Source organism: Salinicola tamaricis, assembly GCF_003006155.1.
GTDB lineage: Bacteria > Pseudomonadota > Gammaproteobacteria > Pseudomonadales > Halomonadaceae > Salinicola > Salinicola tamaricis.
In genome coordinates, this window is record NZ_CP023559.1 from 2,594,660 (window position 1) to 2,614,210 (window position 19,551).

Annotated in this window: 18 protein-coding genes and 4 pseudogenes; 14 read left to right on the forward strand and 8 right to left on the reverse strand. The window is 66.4% G+C overall.

Annotated elements, in window-relative coordinates; translation table 11 throughout:
- The first annotated feature begins 31 nt into the window (after positions 1-31).
- On the forward strand, positions 32-1,024 hold the full coding sequence (locus CN538_RS11925) for a LysR family transcriptional regulator (protein ID WP_106419567.1): 993 nt from the start codon (positions 32-34) through the stop codon (positions 1,022-1,024).
- A gap of 66 nt (positions 1,025-1,090) precedes the next feature.
- On the opposite strand, the gene CN538_RS11930 is transcribed toward CN538_RS11925, so the two are convergent.
- The 3 genes from CN538_RS11930 to CN538_RS11940 form a co-directional block, all read right to left on the reverse strand.
- Positions 1,091-2,563 carry a sodium:solute symporter family protein gene (locus tag CN538_RS11930; protein ID WP_106419568.1) on the reverse strand — a complete coding sequence of 491 codons (1,473 nt, stop codon included), beginning with the start codon at positions 2,561-2,563 and terminating at the stop codon, positions 1,091-1,093.
- On the reverse strand, positions 2,556-2,777 hold the full coding sequence (locus tag CN538_RS11935; RefSeq protein WP_106419569.1) for a DUF3311 domain-containing protein: 222 nt from the start codon (positions 2,775-2,777) through the stop codon (positions 2,556-2,558). The genes CN538_RS11930 and CN538_RS11935 overlap by 8 nt, the downstream gene beginning before the upstream one ends.
- 92 nt (positions 2,778-2,869) lie before the next feature.
- Complete coding sequence (locus CN538_RS11940; RefSeq protein ID WP_106419570.1) at positions 2,870-4,120, reverse strand: amidohydrolase; 1,251 nt, start codon at positions 4,118-4,120, stop codon at positions 2,870-2,872.
- A 177-nt stretch (positions 4,121-4,297) separates the two neighbouring features.
- On the opposite strand from CN538_RS11940, the gene CN538_RS11945 reads away from it, so the two are divergent.
- The 4 genes and pseudogenes from CN538_RS11945 (at position 4,298) to CN538_RS11955 (ending at position 6,771) form a co-directional block, all read left to right on the forward strand.
- Positions 4,298-4,495, forward strand: coding sequence for a helix-turn-helix domain-containing protein (locus CN538_RS11945; protein WP_129591355.1), 198 nt, complete (start codon positions 4,298-4,300; stop codon positions 4,493-4,495).
- Positions 4,434-5,105: a LysR family transcriptional regulator gene (locus CN538_RS11950; RefSeq protein WP_129591356.1), complete on the forward strand. Its 672-nt coding sequence runs from the start codon at positions 4,434-4,436 to the stop codon at positions 5,103-5,105. Before CN538_RS11945 ends, CN538_RS11950 begins: the two co-directional genes overlap by 62 nt.
- A gap of 249 nt (positions 5,106-5,354) precedes the next feature.
- A pseudogene (locus CN538_RS25260) lies at positions 5,355-5,660 on the forward strand (amidase family protein); the annotation flags it as partial.
- A 52-nt stretch (positions 5,661-5,712) separates the two neighbouring features.
- Positions 5,713-6,771 carry an amidase gene (locus tag CN538_RS11955; RefSeq protein WP_340638102.1) on the forward strand — a complete coding sequence of 353 codons (1,059 nt, stop codon included), beginning with the start codon at positions 5,713-5,715 and terminating at the stop codon, positions 6,769-6,771.
- 21 nt (positions 6,772-6,792) lie between these two features.
- Here the strand turns inward: CN538_RS11955 and CN538_RS26340 are convergent.
- Positions 6,793-7,694 (reverse strand): annotated as a pseudogene (locus CN538_RS26340) (LysR family transcriptional regulator).
- Between the two features lie 124 nt (positions 7,695-7,818).
- Here CN538_RS26340 and CN538_RS24450 point away from each other — a divergent pair.
- Complete coding sequence (locus CN538_RS24450) at positions 7,819-8,094, forward strand: SDR family NAD(P)-dependent oxidoreductase (protein ID WP_106419571.1); 276 nt, start codon at positions 7,819-7,821, stop codon at positions 8,092-8,094.
- Positions 8,094-8,504 (forward strand): SDR family oxidoreductase, encoded by a 411-nt coding sequence (locus tag CN538_RS24455; protein ID WP_106419572.1) that lies wholly within the window; start codon positions 8,094-8,096, stop codon positions 8,502-8,504. Before CN538_RS24450 ends, CN538_RS24455 begins: the two co-directional genes overlap by 1 nt.
- Positions 8,505-8,580: 76 nt before the next feature.
- Here CN538_RS24455 and CN538_RS11975 read toward each other — a convergent pair.
- Positions 8,581-9,951: pseudogene (locus tag CN538_RS11975) on the reverse strand (MFS transporter); the annotation flags it as partial.
- Between the two features lie 153 nt (positions 9,952-10,104).
- Here CN538_RS11975 and CN538_RS11980 point away from each other — a divergent pair.
- Positions 10,105-10,896 (forward strand): PhzF family phenazine biosynthesis protein, encoded by a 792-nt coding sequence (locus CN538_RS11980; RefSeq protein WP_106419573.1) that lies wholly within the window; start codon positions 10,105-10,107, stop codon positions 10,894-10,896.
- An 84-nt stretch (positions 10,897-10,980) separates the two neighbouring features.
- On the opposite strand, the gene CN538_RS24460 is transcribed toward CN538_RS11980, so the two are convergent.
- The 3 genes from CN538_RS24460 to CN538_RS11990 form a co-directional block, all read right to left on the reverse strand.
- Positions 10,981-11,376 carry a zinc-binding dehydrogenase gene (locus tag CN538_RS24460; protein ID WP_277985016.1) on the reverse strand — a complete coding sequence of 132 codons (396 nt, stop codon included), beginning with the start codon at positions 11,374-11,376 and terminating at the stop codon, positions 10,981-10,983.
- A gap of 97 nt (positions 11,377-11,473) precedes the next feature.
- Positions 11,474-12,049, reverse strand: a complete 576-nt coding sequence (locus CN538_RS24465) for an alcohol dehydrogenase catalytic domain-containing protein (RefSeq protein ID WP_277985017.1) — start codon at positions 12,047-12,049, stop codon at positions 11,474-11,476.
- A 30-nt stretch (positions 12,050-12,079) separates the two neighbouring features.
- Positions 12,080-13,876, reverse strand: coding sequence for an NAD(P)/FAD-dependent oxidoreductase (locus tag CN538_RS11990; RefSeq protein ID WP_106419574.1), 1,797 nt, complete (start codon positions 13,874-13,876; stop codon positions 12,080-12,082).
- 369 nt (positions 13,877-14,245) lie between these two features.
- Between CN538_RS11990 and CN538_RS22955 the strand changes: the two genes are divergently transcribed.
- From CN538_RS22955 to yghU, 6 genes and pseudogenes are all read left to right on the forward strand, one after another.
- Positions 14,246-14,881, forward strand: a complete 636-nt coding sequence (locus tag CN538_RS22955) for a sigma-54-dependent transcriptional regulator family protein (RefSeq protein ID WP_242495041.1) — start codon at positions 14,246-14,248, stop codon at positions 14,879-14,881.
- Positions 14,794-16,158, forward strand: coding sequence for a sigma-54-dependent Fis family transcriptional regulator (locus CN538_RS11995; protein ID WP_242495045.1), 1,365 nt, complete (start codon positions 14,794-14,796; stop codon positions 16,156-16,158). The genes CN538_RS22955 and CN538_RS11995 overlap by 88 nt, the downstream gene beginning before the upstream one ends.
- Positions 16,130-16,330 (forward strand): helix-turn-helix domain-containing protein, encoded by a 201-nt coding sequence (locus tag CN538_RS24470; RefSeq protein WP_277985168.1) that lies wholly within the window; start codon positions 16,130-16,132, stop codon positions 16,328-16,330. Before CN538_RS11995 ends, CN538_RS24470 begins: the two co-directional genes overlap by 29 nt.
- 83 nt (positions 16,331-16,413) lie before the next feature.
- Entirely contained in the window at positions 16,414-16,854 is a 441-nt protein-coding gene (locus CN538_RS12000; protein WP_106419575.1) for an N-acetyltransferase, read from the forward strand.
- Between the two features lie 230 nt (positions 16,855-17,084).
- Positions 17,085-18,326, forward strand: coding sequence for a M48 family metallopeptidase (locus tag CN538_RS12005; protein WP_106419576.1), 1,242 nt, complete (start codon positions 17,085-17,087; stop codon positions 18,324-18,326).
- Positions 18,327-18,494: 168 nt separating this feature from the next.
- Positions 18,495-19,353: pseudogene (gene yghU, locus CN538_RS12010) on the forward strand (glutathione-dependent disulfide-bond oxidoreductase).
- Positions 19,354-19,551 lie beyond the last annotated feature (198 nt).

A 19,551-nucleotide genomic window follows, 5' to 3' on the forward strand; every position in this document is an offset into this window, starting at 1 on the left:
GCTGGGGAAGAAGAACAAAGGAGGGGGAGGCATGAGCCAGCGCAGAATCACACTGATGGGGCAACTGGGCGACGTCGACCTGCGCCTGCTGCGGATCTTCCGCAAGGTGGTGGAGTGCGGCGGCTTCTCGTCGGCGGAGGTCGAGCTCAATATCAGCCGCGCGGCGATCAGCATGGCGATGAGCGATCTGGAGACACGGCTGTCGATGCGCCTATGCCAGCGTGGACGCAGCGGCTTCCGGCTGACCAGCGAAGGTCACGACGTATACGAGGCCACGATGCAGTTGCTGGCCGCGGTGGAAGACTTCCGTACCCGGGTCAACGGCCTGCACTCGCGCCTGACCGGCGAGCTCAACATCGGTATCACCGACAATCTGGTCACGCTGCCCGACATGCAGGTGACCGAGGCACTGCGCGCCCTCAAGGCGCGCGGCGATAACGTGCACATCAATATTCGCATGGCGCCGCCCAACGACATCGAGATGGCGGTGCTCGGCGGCAGCTTGCACGCAGGCGTGGTGCCGGAGCTCAAGCGCGTGCCGGGGCTCGACTACCTGGCGCTGTACGAAGAGCGGTCGGCGCTCTACTGCAGCGACCGACACCCGCTGTTCGCATGCGAGGCGCCGAGCGTGGATCAGATCGCCGGCCACGACGCGGTGGTGCCCTCCTACGCCCAGACGCCCGAGATCAAGCGCGTGCACGAAGCGCTCAAGCCGATGGCCTCGGCCACTGATCGCGAGGGGGTCGCCTTTCTGGTGCTTACCGGCAGCTATATCGGCTTTCTGCCTACCCACTACGCCCAGCGTTGGAGCGATCACGGGCGCATGCGGCGCCTCGTTCCGGACACTTCCGAGCACGCTACTCGTTACGAATATTCCACCCGCTACGAATATTCCACTCGCTACTATGCCATCACCCGCAAGGGGCGCCCGCCCAATCTGGTACTGGAGAGCTTTCTGGAAGAGCTCGAGGCGTGCCTGTCGCAGACGCCGCTACCCGAGCGTGAGGCGCCACCATCGGCGTGACCGCAGGACGCACTACGCCGACCCGTCGCAGGCGTCGGGTCGGCGTAGTGCAAGATTAGCGCAGGTTTAGCGTGGAGAGAGGGCGTCCGCCGGCGAGCGTGTCTCCTGGCGCTTGGTGGCGAAACTGACCGCGACGAACAGCGCTGAATTGACGATCAGACCACAGAAGCCGGGATGCCAGCCGAACGGGGAGCCGCCGAGGAACTGGTAGTACAGCGTGACTGCGGCGCCGACCCCCAAGCCGATGAAGGCCGCAGCGCGAGAGGCGCGACGCCAGAACAGGGCGCCCAGCAGCATGGGCAGAAGCTGCACCACGATGCCGTAGGCTCCGAGCAGCAGCGACACCAGCGAGGCGGGATTGGCCAGCGCCAGCAGATAGGCCGCCAGCGAGATGACGATCACGCCGCCACGGGTCAGCTTCAGCACGCGCGCCTCGGGGAGGTTGCGGCCGATGGGCAGGTTCTGGCCGATATCGCGGACCAGGATCGTCGCCGAGGTGTGCGCCAGGTTGGCCGCCGTCGACATGGCGGCGGCGAGCGCCCCGGAGAGCGCCAGGCCGATCAGCCAGGCGGGGAAGTCGGCCATCTTCACCACCAGTGTCAGCAGTACTTCGTCGGGCGAGTCGAGCGGTTGGTCGGCGAGCACCACGATCCCCGCGAAGCCGACGAACAGCAGCGGAATCAGCAGATAGCTGTAGAGCGGATAGAGCACGAAGACCCGCTTGAGCGTGCGCTCGCTGCGTGCGCTGTAGAACTTCATGAAGATATGCGGCCACATCACGCAGCCCAGTGCGCTCACCAGGATCGCGGTGGAGAAGGCCCCCCAGCCCATGCCCTGGGCGCCCGGCATGGTCAGATACTCCGGCGCCTCTTGCTGGATCTGACGGAACATCTCGCCGACGCCGCCGAAGAACTGATCGGCTGTGGCCAGGCCCAGGAACCAGGCGATGAAGACCATCATCACGCCCTGGAGCAGGTTGGTCCAGCCGATGCCGTGCAGGCCACTGGCGTAGACATAGGCGGCGACCACGCCGCAGGCCAGCAGGCTACCCAGCCAGAAGGGGACGATGCCCGAGGTGGCGGCTTCGAACAGCATCCCCGCGCCGGCGATCTGGATGGTCAGGTAGGGGATCATCGCCAGCACGCTGATGATGCCGATGAACAGCCCCAGCAGGTTGCCGCGGGTGGGATAGCAGGCGGCGAGAAATTCGGCCTGGGTCAGAAAACCGTGGCGACGCCCGAGCCGCGAGATATAGGGCGCGATGAGCCACCACACGATCACCGCCAGGGTCAGGTAGGCAATGATATAGAGGGCCGGTACGCCTTTGCCGTAAGCCCAGCCCGGGGCGCCGAGGAAAGCGAAGGCGGAGAAGATCTCCGCGCCGAGGATGAAGAACAGCACCAGCAGCCCGACGTGGCGGCCGCCGGCGACATAGCCCTCGAGAGAAGAACTCTGGCCAGCGTTGGCGCGCAGCCCGACGATCAGGACCAGTAGCAGATAGCCCAGCGTCAGCCCGGTGATGATGACGGAATCACTCATCGTCCACCTCCTCGCCGCTTTCCTGGCGGTAGGCGATCACCAGACCGATGAACAGCACGAAGACCCAGGCAACGTACCAGAAGATGAAGAAGGGCAGCCCCAGAATCATGGGCTCGATGCGGTTGGCGATGAGCGCGCCCGGCCACACCATGGCCAGCGTGCAGACCCCAAAATAGATCAGCATGCCCTTACTGGGCAGGGAGTTTCGAGACATCGTGATCACCTCATTGTTGTTGGTGTGAACCTGAATCGTCGCTGTTGGTGTGAGCCTGAATCGTCGTTGGTGGTGTGAACCGGGCGCCGAGGTCAGCTGCCGGGCGTCGATGTCCCCAGCGCGGCGAGGGCGATCGCCGTGAGTAGCCGGCAGCCGGTGGGTATCAGCGCATCGTTGAAGTCGAAGCGTGCGTTGTGCAGCGGCGCTGTCGCTTCACCCTCGGCGGTGCCGAGAAAGAAGTAGGCGCCGGGGCAGTGCTCGAGCATGAAAGCGAAATCCTCGCCGCCGAGGCTGGGGGCGACGTCCGAGATCAGCGCGGCGTCGCCCAGGATGGCACGGGTCACCCGCTCGACGTGGCGCACCGCCGACTCGGCATTGAGCGTGGCCGGAAAGATACGCTGGTAGTCGAGACCGATCTCGCCGCCGTAGGTGGTGGCGACGCCGGCGCAGGTTCGGCGTACGGCCTCTTCCAATCGCTGCCGCGTGGCCTCGTCGAGGGTTCGCGCGGTGCCGCTGATGTGCACCTCGTCGGGAATGATGGCAAAGCCGTCCAGTTCGCCGCCCTGGATGCCGCACAGGCTCAGCGCCGCCGGTGACAGCGGATCGATGTCGCGTGACACCACGCTGTGCAGGGCCTGGATCAGGGCGCCTGCCATGCGTACCGGGTCGGTGGCGAGATGCGGGTCGACACCACCGTGGCCGCCATGGCCGCGTACGCTGATATCCAGCCGGTCGGTGGCGGCCATGATCGCGCCACTGCGAATCGCGACCTGTCCGGCCGGTAGCGTGGGCCAGTTGTGCAGGGCGTAGATGGCATCCATGGGAAAACGCTCGAAGAGACCGTCCTCGACCATCGCCAGGCCGCCACCGAGCCCCTCCTCGGCGGGTTGGAACACCAGATAGACCGTGCCGGCGAAATCACGCCACTCGGCCAGATAGGCGGCGACGCCCAGCAGCATGGTGGTGTGGCCGTCGTGCCCGCAGGCGTGCATGACCCCGGGGCGCTGCGAGACATGCTCATGCGTCGACAGTTCGTGGATGGGCAGGGCATCCATGTCGGCGCGCAGGCCGACTCGCCGGCCGTTGTCGGGCCGCTGGCCCGTGAGTGTGGCGACGATGCCGGTCTGGCCGATGCCTGACTCGAAGGGAATGCCCAGACGGGTCAGCTCTTCAGCGATCAGCCGGGCGGTTTCATGCTCCTGGAAACCCAGCTCGGGATAGCGATGCAGTGTCTGACGCAGATCGTGAGGCGCGCGTGGGGCGCTCGAAAAAGGGCGAATCGATGAGATCCATGAGTGGTGGTCTGTTGTTGTTGAGGTCGATTCATCGTGGCGTATCGGCATCCATCGTTAAAATCGTATTATTCTCGCCTTTACATACTTTTTTTGGATGGCGGTCACTTAGGCTGTCTATGGCGGTCTCGAGAAGCGCCGATGGTTGTCGTAGATGATTGTCGTCGATGGCTGTCGTCAGGCGCGTCGAGGATAGCCGCGGCGTGATTCGCCACATCGGAGCCAGCCATGGACTTCAAGCAGCTGCGTTACTTCATGGCCGTGGTGGAGGAGGGCTCGATCTCCGCGGCGGCGATTTCCCTGCCACTGGCGCAGCCGGCGCTGACCCGTCAGCTGCAGCTGCTCGAGGAGCGTCGGGGCGTCCTTGCTGCATCGCTCCCGCCGGGGGGTGACGCTGACCGCGGCGGGCGAGGCCTTCCACCGTGACGTGGGCCGGCTGCTGAACCAGTTCGAACAGGCCAAGCGCAACGCTCGGCGGGTGTCCGAAGGGCAGATGGGGCAGCTGCGCCTAGGGGTGACGGTGATGCATCTCTGGGTGCCTCGAATCACCCAGTTGCTGAATGACTTTCGTCACCAGTATCCCGCCGTCACCTTGAAGGTCGTCTCGCTGCTGTCGGGCCCACAGATCGAGGCGCTGCGTCGTGATCAACTGGATGCGGGCATCCTGTTCTTTCCGCCGGAGGACGATCCTGGTCTCTGCTATCACCCGTTGTATGAAGATCGTCTGGTGCTGGTGGCGCGAGCAGGCTCACGCCTGGCCCAGCATCCGCCACGCCGGCTGGCGGCGCTGAACGGGGAGGATTTCATCTGGTTCGACCGCAGCGCGACCCCGACCTACCACGATCGGCTCATTCACGCGTTTCAACGCGCCGGTTTCACGCCGCATGTGGTCCAGGAGGGGACCGACAATGCCACCATGCTTTGTCTGGTCGCCGCCGGCATGGGCTGCACCATCCTGCCCGAAATGACCATGGCGGGTGCGCCCTCGGGGTGGTCTCGCATCCCCTCGAAGATCTCGACATGGCGCTGCCGCTGATGCTGATCTGGCGTCGTGATGCCAGCCTGCCCGCCGTTCACCGACTGATCGATGTCGCCGAGTCGTGGGATTTGCACGCATGAGCGGTTTTCCGCGATGTTTGTCGTCCGTGCCCTGACAGCCAGTCACCTTGCCTGAACGGGATCCATCACGGTGAGGCGGAGCATGCGACGTCCGGGATGTCACTGTTCGTGTGCCGCTGCACGCCGCGCCGAGAGGAATAGATATCATCGACGGAGGAGTCCGAGCATGATTGAGGCAAAACATCCATCGGCACTGGCCGATCTGAGCGCCGACGAAGCCCTGGCTCTGTTCGCTAGCGGTAAGCTATCGCCGCTGGAGCTGGCCCACGACTGTCTGGCGCGCATCGAACGGTTCAATCCGCGGGTCAATGCCTTCTGCCATGTCGATGCCGAGGGCGCAGTGACGGCGGCGCGCGCCTCTCAGGCGCGCTGGCTGCGCGGCGAGCCGATCGGGCCGCTGGATGGCGTTCCCGTGACGATCAAGGACCTGACGCTGACTTCCGGCATGCCGACCCGCAAAGGCTCGAAGACGACCTCCGCCGAGGGGCCGTGGCGTGTCGATGCGCCTGTCGCCGCGCGCATGCGTGCGGCGTGCCGTCGTACTGGGCAAGACCACGACACCGGAGTTCGGTTGGAAAGGCGTGACCGACAATCCGCTCTATGGCATCACCCGCAATCCCTGGCAGCCCGAGCTGACCCCCGGCGGCTCCTCGGGTGGGGCCGGGGCGGCGGCGGCACTCAACCTCGGACTCCTGCATCAGGGCAGCGACGCTGGCGGCTCGATCCGCATTCCCTGCAGCTTTACCGGCACTTTCGGGCTCAAGCCGACCTTCGGCTGGGTGCCGCAGTGGCCTGCCAGCGCCATGAGTACGCTCTCTCATCTGGGGCCGATGACCCGTAGCGCCGCCGATAGTGCGCTGCTGCTCTCGGTCATCGCGCACCCCGATGCACGCGATGGCTATGCTGGGCCAGCCTGCCCGATCGACTGGCTGGCTGCGCCGCCGAGCTATCTGGCGGGCATGCGTATCGCCTATAGCCGTGATCTTGGCTATGCCTCGGTGGCCCCGGACATTCTGCGCGCGGTCGATGCCGCCGTGGACGAGCTACGCGCGCTGGGGGCGGAAGTGACCGAGGTCGACCCTGGCTTTGCTTCGCCCAAGGCCACCTTCGATACGCTCTGGCACGCTGGCGCGTCACGTCTGCTCGATGGCCTGAGCGCGGCGCAGTGCGACGCGCTCGACCCGGGCCTGCGGGCGATCGCCGAGCATGGCAAGCGGCTCACGCTGACGGATTACCTGATCGCGCGCGAGGCGCGCGCGGCGCTGGTCGCCCACATGGCCGATTTCCATCGCCGGTTCGACCTGCTGGTGACGCCCACGCTGCCGCTGGCCCCCTTCGCCGCCGGACACGAGACCCCACCGGGGAGCGATTACGTCGACTGGGTGGACTGGACCCCGTTCAGCTACCCCTTCAATCTGACCCAGCAGCCGGCAGCATCCGTGCCCTGTGGTCTCGATGACACGGGCCTGCCGGTGGGGCTCCAACTGGTGGGGCCACGCTATCGTGATGATCGGGTGATGGCGGTGGCGCGTCTGCTGGAGACACGATGGCCGCGTCTGACGCCACCGATGGCGCGTGCTTGAGGGGCGGGCACCGCCGGACTCTCAGGCAGGAAAGCGCGCTGCGTAGAGTTCGCTCACCCAGTCGACGAACACCCGCACCCGAGCGGCGAGCTGGCGCCGCTGCGGGTAGACCGCCCACAGCGTCAGGCGTGGCTTATCCCATTCTTCCAGTACCTCTTCGAGCACACCCTGGGCCAGTTGCTCCTCGATATGAAAGCGCGGTAGCTGGACCAGCCCGCAGCCCTGACGAGCAGCTTCTACGTAGCTCCCGGCGTCGTTGACCGTGAGCCAGCCGCCGCCCGCGAATCCTTGTATTTGCCCGTCGATGCGCAGATCGAGGGTGTCGTCCGCGGCGTTGCTGCCGGAGAAGAAACGCACCACCTGATGATCACGCAGTTCATCCGGTGGCGGGGCCGGCCGGCCCGGTCCAGATAGGCGGGGCTGGCGCAGATCGTCTGGGGCAGCTCGGCGAGCCGGCGGCCGATCAGGCTGGAGTCCGCCGGCTCGCCGGCGCGCAGCGCGCAGTCGATGCCTTCACCCACCAGATCGACGCGGCGGTCGCCGCTGGTCAGCACCACGTCGAGCCGTGGGTAGCGTGCCCGAAACTCCTGGATATGGGGCAGCACGATGTGCCGCGCATGCACGCCGTGCATCTCGACGCGCAGAGTACCGGCCGGGCTTGCGGCGACCGGGCCCAGCGCCGCCTCCGCCTCTTCGAGTTCGGCGAGCAGATGCACGCAGCGTTCGTAGAAGGCCGCGCCCTCCGGGGTGGGGTGCACCTGACGCGTGGTGCGCGCCAGCAGGCGGGCGCCCAGGCGCGCTTCGAGCTGCTGGATGGCCAGGGTGGCGGTAGCCCGCGGCATGTCGAGACCGTTGGCGGCGCGGGTGAAGCTGCCGGTCTCGACGATACGGGTGAACAGCGTCAGGGCGTCGAAGCGGTCCATGGTGATTGTTATGTCAGAGTGAATGGTGTTGCCAGTATAGCGGTGATTATTTTCCCCGGGTGAATCTCGATACTGGCCCTCAGGCGATACAGATGCCTGACATACCTACTCAAGGAGCCAGATCATGAGTCATGCCAATACGCCCCACATTGATCAACGCGTGGCCATCGTCACCGGTGGTTCCCGCGGCATCGGCCACGCCGTATCGCTGAAGCTGGCGGCCGACGGTTTCGCCGTGGTGGTCAACTATGCCGGCAATACCCGACGTGCCGAGGAGACCGTTGCCGAAATCGAAGCCGCGGGCGGCCGGGCGCTGGCGGTACAGGCCGATATCGCCGACCCGGTGGCGGGGAGCAGCTGTTCGCGGCCACCCATGAGGCGTTCGGCCGTCTCGATGTAGTGGTCAATAGCGCTGGCGTGATGGAGATGGTGGGGCAGGTGACCAGCGACAATCTGGCTATTCTCGACCGTACCCTGGCGACCAATCTGCGCGGCAGTTGGTTGATGATGGCCAAGGCGGCCGAGACCCTGGGCGAAGGTGGGCGCATCATCGCGTTTTCCTCGTCGGTACTGGGCAAGTCGTTCCCCGGCTATGGCGCCTATATCGCCAGTAAGGCCGGCGTCGAAGGGCTGGTGCGGGTGCTCGCCAACGAGCTGCGCGGGGCGGGATCAGCGTCAATGCCGTGGCCCCGGGGCCGGTGGCCACCGAGATGTTCTTCGCCGGCAAGAGCGACGAGCAGGTCGCCAACATCGCCGCGCTGTCGCCATTCGAGCGCCTGGGCCAGCCCGAGGAGATCGCCGATGTCGTAGCTTTTCTCGCCGGCCCCCAGGGGCGCTGGGTGCATGGCCAGATCCTGCGCGTCAACGGTGGCATGGTGTGAGCGCGGTTCAGGTCATCTCTCATAGGTTGACGCTGGCGACGGCGGCGCGTTTCGAGCATCAGACGTGCGCCGATCGCCGCGGCGACGAGCCCCGACGCGGCGCCCACGCCGAGGGCCCAGCGCGGCCCGGCGTGATCGGCGATGAAACCGACGATGGGCGCGCCGACCGGCGTGCCGCCCATGGTCACCGCGATCCGCAGCGCCATGATGCGTCCGCGCATCATGGGTTCCGTGGCGAGCTGCATCAGTGCGGTGGCGGCGGTCATGAAGGTCAGCGCGGAGAGGCCGACGCCGGTCAGCGCTACGGCGAAGAGCCCGGCATTGGGCGCGAACGCCGCCGCCACGCAGCACAGGCCGAAGCTCAGGGTGGCGAAGCACAGCAGCCGCACCCGTGGGCGTTCGCGCCGGGCGGCGAGCAGCGCGCCCACCACCGAGCCGACCGCCAGGCAGGAGGTCAATAGCCCGTATTGGCCGGCATCGCCGTGGAATACGCTGACCGACATGGTCGAGATGTAGATGGGGAAGTTGAAACCGAAGGTGCCGATCAAGAACAGCATCAGCAGGATCGCCATCAGATCCCGGCGCCGCCACACGTAGCGAAACCCTTCGGTCAGGCCGCCGGCCTGTCGCGGCGGGCGCGGGGTCGGGTAGAGCTCGGCCACGCGCAGCAAGCACAGTGATCCCAGCACCATGGCAAAAGAGATGGCGTTGACGATGAACACCCAGCCGGTGCCGATCGCTGCAATCAGCAAGCCAGCCACGGCGGGGCCGACCATGCGCGCGGCGTTGAACGAGGTGGCGTTGAGCGCCACCGCGTTGGAGAGGTACTTCTCGCCGACCAGATCGTTGACGAAGGTCTGGCGTGCCGGGGCATCGAAGGCGCTGACGCAGCCCAGCCCCAGAGCGAAGGCGTAGACCTGCCACAGCGTGACCACGCCGGTGAGGGTGACCACACCGAGCCCCAGCGCGAGCAGACCGAGCAGTGCCTGGGTGAGCAGGATCAGGCGACGCCGGTTGCAGCGGTCGGCGGCGTAACCGGTGAGCGGCAGCAGCAGTAGCTGCGGGCCGAACTGCAGCGCCATGGTGATCCCCACGGCGCTGGCGTTGTGCTGGGTCAACACGGTGAGCACCAGCCAGTCCTGGGCCACCCGCTGCATCCAGGTACCGGTGTTGGAGATCAGCGCGCCGGCGGCCCACAGGCGGTAGTTGTAGACCCTGAGCGACCGGAACAGCCGTTTGTCGCTCATGGTTGGCGAATGGCGAAAACGTGACAATGGGACGGCATGGGGATGGCGTAGAGCTCCTTGTCTCGGGGCTGGGCGCGTCACTGTGCCCGGTGTGGTGGCCGGCATCGGTCCGATCGACGCTGGCGCCATGAAGCTTTCATGATTCTAGGTTATCAGACTCGCGGCGGTGGGGGAGGGCAGCGCGCACTGGCATACGGGGGGGGCGATGCGTCGACTCGCTCGACAGCACTCGAACGGGGCTATGGGTAGAATGGGCGCCACGAGTCCTTTCGAGAGTCCGTCATGGAAATTTCCCTCTTTCAGGTCGATGCCTTTGCTTCCCGCCCCTTCGAGGGCAACCCCGCTGCCGTCTGCCCGCTGAACGAGTGGCTGGATGACGCCACGCTGCAGGCCATCGCGGCCGAGAACAACCTGTCCGAGACCGCATTTTTCGTGCGGGAATCGGCGGGATACCGGCTGCGCTGGTTCACCCCGTCGGTCGAGGTCGACCTGTGTGGTCATGCCACGCTGGCGGCGGCATGGGTGGTCTTCAATGAGTTGGGCGATACCGCCGATACCCTGACGTTCATGACGCGCAGTGGCGAACTGCGCGTGCATCGCCACGAAGCGGGATTGGCGATGGACTTTCCGGCCAAGCAGCCCCGCGCCATGGCGCCAGCCGAAGCCGTGTTGAGCGCGCTGGGGCTGGAGCGTGGCGAGGTGATGATGACCGATGACCTGCTCGTCGTGGTCGAGGACGAATCCATCGTCGATGACGTGAGCCCGGACATGACCCGTTTGATGGCGCTACCGGGGCGGGGTGTGGCGGTCACCGCACCGGGACGCGAATTCGACATTGTCACGCGCTGGTTCGGCCCCAAGGTGGGGGTCGAGGAAGACCCCGTGACCGGCTCGGCGCATACCTCGCTGGTACCGTACTGGGCCGAGCGATTGGGCAAGACACGCCTGACCGCGCGGCAGGGTGGGCGTCGTCGCGGGCAATTGCGCTGCGAGATGAGGGGCGAGCGAGTGATTCTCATCGGACAGGTGGCGCCCTATCTGCGAGGCACGATCCGGATCTCGGACGGCCCTTGAGCGTCGCCCGAACACGAAACGCCTCCTGAATCCGGTTGGCGCGGCCGCGCGCCTCGCGTCGAGGCCGCGCCAACCGGTGCCTGATCAGGCGCTGGGGTCGACCAGTATCTTCACCTGCGCCTTGTCCGCGAGCAGCGCCTCGAACCCCTGGCTGACCACGTCGTCCAGGGCGATGCGTGCGGTCACCAGATCCTCGGCGCGGTAGTAGCCCTGCTGCATCAGCGCGATCACCGCGGGGTATATATGGCGATAGGCGATGATGCCCTTGAGCGTTCGCTCCTGGATTACCAGTTGGTTGGGGTGGATCGCCGCTTCCGACTCCCAGATGCTGACGATCACCGTCTCACCGCCGGGGTGGGTGCTGGCGATCGACTGGTTGAGCACCGCGGGCAGACCGGTCACCTCGAAGGCGACATCGAAGCCGCCGCCGCTGGCCGCCATGAGCCGCTCGACGATCTCTCTCTCCGTGGGGTCGTGCACGATCGCCCCCAGTTCACTGGCGCGCTGCTTGCGGCGGCGGATAACTCGACCGCGTGGATCGACGCCGCGCCGGCGGCCTTGAGCGACTCGATCACCATCAGCCCGATCGGGCCGGCGCCGAACACCACCGCGCTGTCGCCCGCCTTGAGCGAACTCTGGCGCACCGCATGCAGGCCGACCGCGGCAGGCTCGACCAGTGCGCCCTGCTCATAGAAGAGCGCATCGGGCAGCCGATGTACCATGTGCTCGCGACCACGGTGTACTCGGCGAAGCCGCCGCCACCGCCGGAGAGCCCGTGGAAGCCGAGCTGAGGGCTCAGGTTGTAGCGCTCCATCAGATAGGCGCCGTCGCGGTGGGGCGAGAGAATCGGTTCGATCGCCACCCGGTCGCCGACTGCCACCCGGGTCACCGCACTGCCCACCTCGACCACTTCGCCGGCGAATTCGTGGCCCATGACAATGGGCGCCTGGTCGTGGCTCAACGGGTGTGGCGAGTCTACTGGGATGAAGATCGGCCCGGCGGCGTACTCGTGCAGGTCGCTGCCGCAGATACCGCAGGCGGCGACCTTCACCTTGACCTGGTGCGGGTCGCCCAGGGTCGGCACCTCGATCTGTTCGACGCGGATATCACGCGCCCGGTACCAGCGGGCCGCCTTCATGTGCTGTTCACTCATGTCGTCTCTCCTGCCGCTGTGGTTTGGCGATCACGCCAGATGGTGGACCGGCTGCAGCCCGTAGACCGGTGTTTCGATGCCTTCGAGACGTGCCTTGAGCTGTAGCGCCAGATAGTGTGAGTAGTGGCGTGACTGGTGCAGGTTGCCGCCGTGGAACCACAGCGCCGGCTGCTGGGTCGGCTTCCACATGTTGCGCAGCTCGCCCTCCCAGGGGCCGGGGTCCTTGGGCGTATCCGAGCCCAGGCCCCAGCACTTGCCGACCTTGTCGGCGACCTCCTGCGAGATGATCTCCGCCGCCCAGCCGTTCATCGAGCCGTAGCCGGTGGCGTAGACGATCAGGTCGGCGGGCAGTTCGCTGCCGTCGCTCAAGCTCACCGAGTGGCGGTTGATGCACGCTACGTCGACCCCGCTGCGCAGCTTGATCTCGCCGCTGGCGACCAGTTCGCTGGCGCCGACGTCGATGTAGTAGCCGGAGCCGCGGCGCAGGTACTTGAGAAACAGGCCCGAGTCGTCGGCGCCGAAATCGAGCAGGAAGCCCGCGCGTTCGAGACGCCGGTAGAAGTCGGCATCCTGCTCGCGGATGGCGTCGAAGGCGGGGCGCTGGAAGTCGGGCAGCAGCCGGTAGGGGATCGAGGCGAAGATCAGATCCGCCTTCTCGGTGGTGATGCCGTTGGCCAGCGCTTCCTCGGAATAGAGCGGGCCGAGGGCATGCTGCATCAATGAGTCGGACTTGACGATATGGGTCGAGGAGCGCTGCACCATGGTGACGTCGGCGTCGTTCTCCCACAGCGCGGCGCAGATATCGTGGGCCGAATTGTTGGCGCCGATCACCACCACCTGCTTGCCGCGGTAGGCGTCGGGGCCGGGATGGCGGCTGGAGTGGTGCTGCTCGCCGGCGAACTCCTCGGCGCCAGGGAAGTGCGGCACGTTGGGGACGCCGGACATGCCGGTAGCGAGCACCAACTGCTTGGGCTTGAGCGTCAACGGCTCACCGTCGCGCACCACCTTCACCGTCCACTCGCCGCTGGCCTCGTCGAAGCTGGCACTCTCGCACTCGGTACTGGACCAGTAGTTGAGCTCCATCACCCGGGTGTACATCTCCAGCCAGTCGCCGATCTTGTCCTTGGGCGCGAATACCGGCCAGTTGTCGGGGAAGGGCAGATAGGGCAGATGGTCGTACCACACCGGGTCGTGCAGACACAGCGACTTGTAGCGCTTGCGCCAGGCATCGCCGGGGCGTTCGTGCTTGTCGATCACCAGAGTCGGCACGTTCATCTGGCGCAGACGGGCGGCGAGGCCGATGCCGCCCTGGCCGCCACCGATGATCAGACAGTAGGGCTGACGGATGATGCCCAGCTCGGCGGCCTCGCGCTCGCGCGCCTCACGCCAGGTCTCGCGCGCCTTGTTGGCACCGTGCTCGGCGCCCTTGGGGCGATTGTGACCGCGCGGCTCGGGGTAGTCCTTGAGCGCCTGCATCGTGGTCAGCAGGGTCCAGCACTTACCCGCCTTCAGGCGCAGTAGCCCCTTGCCGGTGGCGACCTCTGTGGCGAAGGTGAACCAGGCTTCGATCACACCGTCGCTCTCGCTGGCCTCACCCTCGAGCTGCCACTGGCGGGGAGCGGTACGCGCCAGGGTGGCCTCAAGCATCGCGGCGATCTCGGCGTGGCCCTCCAGGGTCTTCAGGTTCCAGGTAAAGGCGACCAGATCGCGCCAGTAGCCGTCGTCGCGAAATAGCGCGGTGGCGCGCGGAATGTCCCCGGCGCGCAGGGCGGCATCGAAATCCGCCAGCCACTGTGCGGCCTGCTGGGTAGGGGTGGATGCGGGCATGGGCTGCTCCTGTTATTGCTATTGGATGTGGCGCACAGGGCGCTCGGGTCAACGCTTTGCAGTACGCGTGCCAGACCGCATTAGTGCTTTGGTCGTATGCCCCAAGTGGCTGATAAGAGGGGCTTTGTGGGAATGGAGAGCGTGCGGAGGGGGCAGCGTGAGCGCGCCGACGGTACGGGTGTAACGCTTGGGTGTAACAGCTGTAATGTCGTCTGTGACAGCTGTCACGCCAGACAGCGCCGCTGCGACCAACGGACAAGGGCGTCAGCCAGCCGCGAGGGCGTAGTCTGAAGATCAGACTGGCCGTCGCTCGCCGCCTTTTCGTCCACATCCCAGGCTGGCAACAGGCCATCGGCAGGAGGCGTCGGTATGGAACTCGGCTTGACCAAAGCGGGCAGGTTCGAACAGGCGCAGCGCCAGCACATTGCGGCGGTGGCGCGCCTGGGTGAGGGGCGCGAGGCGCTGGCGGGGCGCGAGATCATCCAGCGCTCGTGGCGACGCTGCGTCGACGATTACCGGCTCGACCCCAGCCGCCCGCGGCCGGTACGCGTGCTGACCCACGAAGCGCTGGTCGACTCGCGCGAGCCGGTGGATGAACTCTTGTATGTGGCCCGGGCCGGGGTCGACCAGCTCTTCGCCCAGGTGGCGCCGATGGGCTATGTCCTGCTGCTGACCGACAGATACGGGGTTACCGTCGACTTTCGCGGTCAGCCGCGCGCAGGATGCCGCGCTGCGTCGCGCCGGCTCTATCTCGGCGCCGACTGGGACGAACGCCACGCCGGCACCTGCGCCGTAGGCACCTGCATTCACGAGTCGCGCGCCCTGACCTGCCATCAGCGCGAGCACTTCGACGCCACGCATATCGCGCTCACCTGTACCGCGGCGCCGATCCATGACCCGAGGGGCGACCCATCGCAGTGCTCGATATCTCGGCGCTGCAGTCCCCCCGCGGGCTGGAGAGCCAGAGCTTTGCGCTGCCACTGGTCACGCTCTACGCGCGGATGATCGAGGACGCCTACTTCCTGCATCGCTATCGCGACACCACCATCCTGCGCTTCGATACCACCCGTGCCTTCGTCCATTTCAACGGCCGCGGCCTGCTCGCCTTCGACCCGCAGGGGCGGGTGCTCGCTGCCAACGGCGAGGGTCGGGCACTGATCGACGCCCATGCCCAGTGCACGCCGCCGGCACCGATCTGGGTGACCCAGCTGTTCGAGGCCGAACTGGACGATCTCCTGGCCTTGCCGCGCTGCGAGCCGGACCAGCTGCGCGCCCTGCGCCTGCGTGCCAGCGGCGATATCCGCTTCGCTGCGCTGATCGAACCGCGCGGTGTGCGTGCGCGTCAGCGTGACGCGACGGTGACCGGCACTACGAGAGACATGGCGACTGATCTCGCGACTGACAGCGCGACTGACGCCACCGGCCTGCCCCACGATCCGGTGGCGCCCGCCTCGACGCCGGCCCTGGATCGCCTGGCGGGGGACGACCCGGCAATGCAGCGGCTGCTGGGCCTGGCCCGGCGGCTCTGCCGGCAGCCGCTCAATGTGCTGATTCGAGGCGAGACCGGCACCGGCAAGGAGGTGCTGGCGCGCGCGCTGCACGCCAGCGGTGACCGTGCCGGGGGTCCCTTCGTCGCGGTCAACTGCGCGGCGATACCCGAGTCGCTGATCGAGAGCGAGCTGTTCGGCTATCTGCCCGGGGCCTTTACCGGTGGCAACCCCAAGGGCATGCGCGGCCTGATTCCGCAGGCCGACGGCGGCACGCTGTTTCTCGACGAGATCGGTGACATGCCGCTGGCGCTGCAGAGCCGTCTATTGCGGGTGCTGGCCGAGCAGGAGGTGATGCCGCTGGGCGCCGAGCGGCCGGTCAAGGTGGCGCTGCGCGTGGTCACTGCCACCCATCGCGACATCGGCGCGCTGATCGCCGAAGGCCGCTTCCGCGAGGATCTCTACTACCGCCTCAACGGCGCTGAGCTGGTGCTGCCGCCACTGCGCGAGCGCGCCGACCGGCGCTATCTGATTCAGCGGCTGTTCGCCGCCCAGGCCGCCGAGCAGGGCGTCTCGGCACCTCTGCGCGGCGATGCCATGAACGCGCTGCTCGACGCTCCCTGGCCGGGCAACGTGCGTCAACTCAAGAGTGCGCTGGCGTTTGCTCTCGCCACCCGCGAAGGGGAGACGATCACCGTGCACGACCTGCCCGAGAGCTGCCGCGCCGATCGGGTCGCAACGCCCGCCCATCTCTGCGACATCGGCGATACCCAGGACGACCCAGCTAAGGCATGAAAGCGACGACGCGCCGGCCGAGGCCGAGTCACTGGCGCGTGCTCTGGCCCAGGCGGGCTGGAACGTCAGCCAGGTGGCGCGTCAGTTGGGCGTCTCGCGGCCGACGCTCTACCGGCGCATGCGCCGCCACGGGCTGGTCCCGCCCAACCGCCGCGAGGCGCTCGGCGACTGAGGCTCTTGCATCGCGGTCACGCTGTCAGCAATCTTCACCCTTTGCCTTCAGTGACACGACACGTAACGACCATGACCACGCCTATGACGCCGCCCATCGCTAGCATTCGGGCTGCTACGCCGCGGGATCTACCTGCAATGACTCAGATCTGGTTAGAGGCTTCCTGCACGGCCCACGACTTCGTGCCGGCGTCTTTTTGGCGAAATCAGCGCCAGGCGATGCAGGAAGTCTATCTGCCGGCCGCCGAGAACCACGTCTATGTCGTCGCAGAGGCGGTCGTGGGATTTCTCTCCCTGTGCGACTCGACACTGGCCGCGCTGTTCGTGGCGCCATCCCAGCAGGGGCGGGGCGTCGGGGGCGCACTGTTGGCGCACGCCCAGACGCGGCGTGATGCGCTCGAACTTCAGGTCTATCAGCAAAACGAGGGTGCGGTGCGCTTCTATCAGACACACGGCTTCATCATCGTGGCGTCAGGTGTAGACGCGCACACCGGCGCGCCGGAGTGGCACATGCGTTACGGCTGACGACGAGACGGCCTGAAAACGTGGTGTATCGAAGGCGCGTCGGATGAGGATGACGGCCGCCGCGTCATCATTTTGCCCTGGAATATTGCCCAAAGCTCGGGATACGATTCAGCGCGGTGCGATATGCCGCGCTCGCTTGGGTGCTGCCCGCCCGGCGTCGATGACGCTTATGGTGGTGTCTCCGAGCCGACGCTGCCGCTCGAAAAGAATACGAAAACAAGGGAGCATTGATGCATTTTTCTCTGATTTATCCGGGGGAGCGGCGACGCTTCGCCCTGCTCATGGTGTTTGCCGTCACGCTATGGGCGGTGCTCTTCGTGGTCTCGATGGGCCTGCTGCTGCTCTATCTGCTGTTTATCTGGGTGATCGCCCTGTTCGCGCAGTCGGCGTTCATCTCCACGATCCGTGGCAATGGGGTGCGCATCAGCGCGCAGCAGTTTCCGGCACTGGCGGCGGATATCGAAGACTGCTGCCGGATCGTGGGCATAGAGCGGCCGCCCGAAGCCTATCTGCTGCATGCCGATGGGCTGTTCAACGCGCTCGCTACCCGCTTCCTGCGTCGCCACTATGTGGTGCTGTTTTCCTCGGTGGTCGATGCGCTGGAAGATCGGCCGGAAGCGCTGCGCTTCTATATCGGTCACGAGTTGGGGCATATCCGGCGCGGGCATCTGAGTAAAGGACTCGTGGTCGCGATCGCGGCCTGGTTGCCGCTGCTGGGCGCCGCCTACCGTCGCGCGTGCGAGTACACCTGCGACCGGCACGGGCTGGCCTGCTGCCCGGACCCGGACGCGGCCTTTGCCGCCATGTCGGCGCTGGCGGCGGGGGGCTCGCGCCGTGCCAGTCTCGATCTCGAGGTGTTCGCCGCCCAGCGCCACGACGTCAAGGGATTCTGGGCTTCGCTGAACGAGCTGATCGGTGACTACCCCTGGACCGCCAAACGGGCCCACGCGATCCTCCAGCTCGCCCGGGGCGAGACACCGTCGCAGCCGCGCCGCCATCCGCTGGCCTGGTGTTTCGCGGCGTTCTGCCCGCGGGTGCTCGGGCTCGGTGGTGCCGGTGCGCTGGTGTTCGTGGTGATCATTGCCGTCGCGGCGGTGGTAGGCGTAAAAGCGTTTCAGGAGTATCAGGCCAAGGCGCAGTTGACGCGCTTCATCGAACAGACCGACCCGGACCGGGAAGCGCTCACCGCTTTTGCGCTGCGCGAAATGGAGTGGCCCTCGACGCTCGAGCAGGTGGGGATCGCCAGCCGCCACAGCGATACCGCCGTGCCGGCCACGCTCGAACTCGGCAGCGAAGGTGAGCTCGAATACACCTTCGTCGGCGGCCGGCTGGCGGGCCAGAGCCTGACCTTGAACCCCTATCCGCGCTTCGACGAACAGGACGAACTCGACGGCATGACCTGGGTCTGCATGAGTGACACCCTGGTGCCAAAACCCGTACCCGAGCACTGCCTCGGCGAGACGTCACCTTAGGCTACCTCTCTCATGCGCCGGCCAGTGACAGGATATTGTCCGGCGCCCAGCTCGTTGTGGCGTACTTGTGGCGCTTCGATCACCGGCCACTCGATCGCAGGCCATTAACCAGCTACCTTTCTTCACACAGGCGCTTCGCGCGCTATCGACCAAGAGTGGAGAAGTCGCATGAGTGACACTGGCTACACGCCCCCAAAGTCTGGGAACCCAAAGAGAGCGGCGGCAAGTTCGCCAGCATCAACCGCCCGGTGGCCGGGCCCACCCATGAGAAAGCGCTGCCGGTGGGCAAGCATCCGTTCCAGCTCTACTCACTGGCCACCCCCAACGGGGTCAAGGCCGGGGTGATGTTCGAGGAGCTGCTGGCACTGGGCAAGGATGCCGAGTACGACGCCTGGCTGATCAATATCGGTGAGGGCGATCAGTTCGGCAGCGGCTTCGTCGAGGTCACCCCAACTCCAAGATCCCGGCGCTGATGGACTACAGCGGTGACAAGCCGCTGCGGGTCTTCGAGTCCGGCTCGATCCTCCTGCACCTGGCGGAGAAGTTCGGTGCCTTCCTGCCCAGCGACACCGCCACGCGGGTGGAAACCCTCAACTGGCTGTTCTGGCAGATGGGCAGCGCGCCCTATCTGGGTGGCGGTTTCGGCCACTTCTACGCCTACGCCCCAGAGAAGCTGGAGTATCCGATCGACCGCTTCACCATGGAGACCAAGCGCCAGCTCGACGTGCTCGACCGGCGTCTGGCCGAGTCGCGCTATCTGGCCGGTGACGAGTACACCATCGCCGATATCGCCAACTGGTCCTGGTACGGCCAGCTCGCCCTGGGGCGGCTCTACGACGCGGCGGAGTTTCTGCAGGTCGAGAGCTACACCCACGTACAGCGCTGGGCCAAGGAGATCGACGCACGCCCGGCGGTGCAGCGCGGGCGGATGGTCAACCGTACCTTCGGTGAGCCGTCGAGCCAGCTCCACGAGCGTCACGACGCCAGCGACTTCGACACTCGCACCCAGGACAAGCTCGGCGGCTGAATCCGCCGCGTGTCCGCTGACGACCCGGCCACCTGGCCGGGTCTTGCGTATCCAGGGCCGCGATCCCGAAACCGGCCAGGGTTGACTGTCTGTATTGGCGACCGAGATTGGCAGCCGAGTGGGAACTGCGTCGATAATGTATCCATTCGGTCAGCGGCCCGGCTGTTGCGCGCTGCTGCGGTCTGCCTCTCGCGGGGC

Bases quoted from the DNA above. Each gene is read 5' to 3' on its own strand.
- CN538_RS11925 (WP_106419567.1), top strand. From the start codon at position 32: ATGAGCCAGCGCAGAATCACACTGATGGGGCAACTGGGCGACGTCGAC.
- CN538_RS11930 (WP_106419568.1), bottom strand. From the start codon at position 2,563: ATGAGTGATTCCGTCATCATCACCGGGCTGACGCTGGGCTATCTGCTA.
- CN538_RS11935 (WP_106419569.1), bottom strand. From the start codon at position 2,777: ATGTCTCGAAACTCCCTGCCCAGTAAGGGCATGCTGATCTATTTTGGG.
- CN538_RS11940 (WP_106419570.1), bottom strand. From the start codon at position 4,120: ATGCCGATACGCCACGATGAATCGACCTCAACAACAACAGACCACCAC.
- CN538_RS11945 (WP_129591355.1), top strand. From the start codon at position 4,298: ATGGACTTCAAGCAGCTGCGTTACTTCATGGCCGTGGTGGAGGAGGGC.
- CN538_RS24450 (WP_106419571.1), top strand. From the start codon at position 7,819: ATGAGTCATGCCAATACGCCCCACATTGATCAACGCGTGGCCATCGTC.
- CN538_RS11980 (WP_106419573.1), top strand. From the start codon at position 10,105: ATGGAAATTTCCCTCTTTCAGGTCGATGCCTTTGCTTCCCGCCCCTTC.
- CN538_RS24465 (WP_277985017.1), bottom strand. From the start codon at position 12,049: ATGAGTGAACAGCACATGAAGGCGGCCCGCTGGTACCGGGCGCGTGAT.
- CN538_RS11990 (WP_106419574.1), bottom strand. From the start codon at position 13,876: ATGCCCGCATCCACCCCTACCCAGCAGGCCGCACAGTGGCTGGCGGAT.
- CN538_RS22955 (WP_242495041.1), top strand. From the start codon at position 14,246: ATGGAACTCGGCTTGACCAAAGCGGGCAGGTTCGAACAGGCGCAGCGC.
- CN538_RS12000 (WP_106419575.1), top strand. From the start codon at position 16,414: ATGACGCCGCCCATCGCTAGCATTCGGGCTGCTACGCCGCGGGATCTA.
- CN538_RS12005 (WP_106419576.1), top strand. From the start codon at position 17,085: ATGCATTTTTCTCTGATTTATCCGGGGGAGCGGCGACGCTTCGCCCTG.